This window comes from Streptomyces olivaceus (assembly GCF_000721235.1).
GTDB classification, from domain to species: Bacteria; Actinomycetota; Actinomycetes; order Streptomycetales; family Streptomycetaceae; genus Streptomyces; species Streptomyces olivaceus.
In genome coordinates this window covers 1-605 of sequence record NZ_JOFH01000121.1, presented here as the reverse complement: position 1 = coordinate 605, position 605 = coordinate 1, and the positions used below count along the sequence as shown (strand labels likewise).

The window sequence follows — 605 nt, the reverse complement described above, 5'->3', positions numbered from 1 at the left end:
GAACACGGGAGTCCCTCCCGGCACACAGCGGTGCACAGAGCTTCCCCACCGCGGACGCAGGCTTCAGCATCTGGGTGACCGATTCCTTCCACCCCGGGAACGAACCGCAGCAAAGCGCTGCCCTCGCAGCCGACCGTCGACAAGTTCCGACGCTGCTCGCCCTGACCGGCTTGAGCGAGGACCACGATCTGCTGACCTCGGCGCACCTCTCGCCCAGGCGTGACACGGGATGCCTGCGGGACCTACGGGAGTTCGTCCGGCCAGCAGCCGAGCCAGTCCGGCCAGCAGGCGTGACCATTGCATCGATGAGCCTTGTCGTCTGCACGGCAGAGCCCGCCCAACTGCAAGTCGCCCGATTCGCGGACTCCGCATACAAGAGAGCCAGAAGCGGCCTCCTGCTGCCTGAGACCAAGAGGACACCAGGCCAGCACCACCAGCTCACTTCGCTGCAGCACAGCGAACGAACCAGCCCGGCGTCGAGGCAACCGGTTCAGCAGCCGGCAGCCCAAGCGAGCCTGTGGACCACAACGGCTGACGGCGTACGCGTGCAGCACGCCGACATGCCGATGCTGATCCACCAGGAGGGACACGAGACACTCACGCAG

The 605-nt window shown here is 66.4% G+C and carries 1 protein-coding gene; it reads left to right on the top strand.

Going from position 1 to position 605, the window contains the following annotated elements:
* Positions 1-74: 74 nt before the first annotated feature.
* A partial coding sequence (locus tag IG94_RS43240; protein ID WP_211269730.1) for a hypothetical protein occupies positions 75-605 on the top strand: 531 nt, incomplete at its 3' end.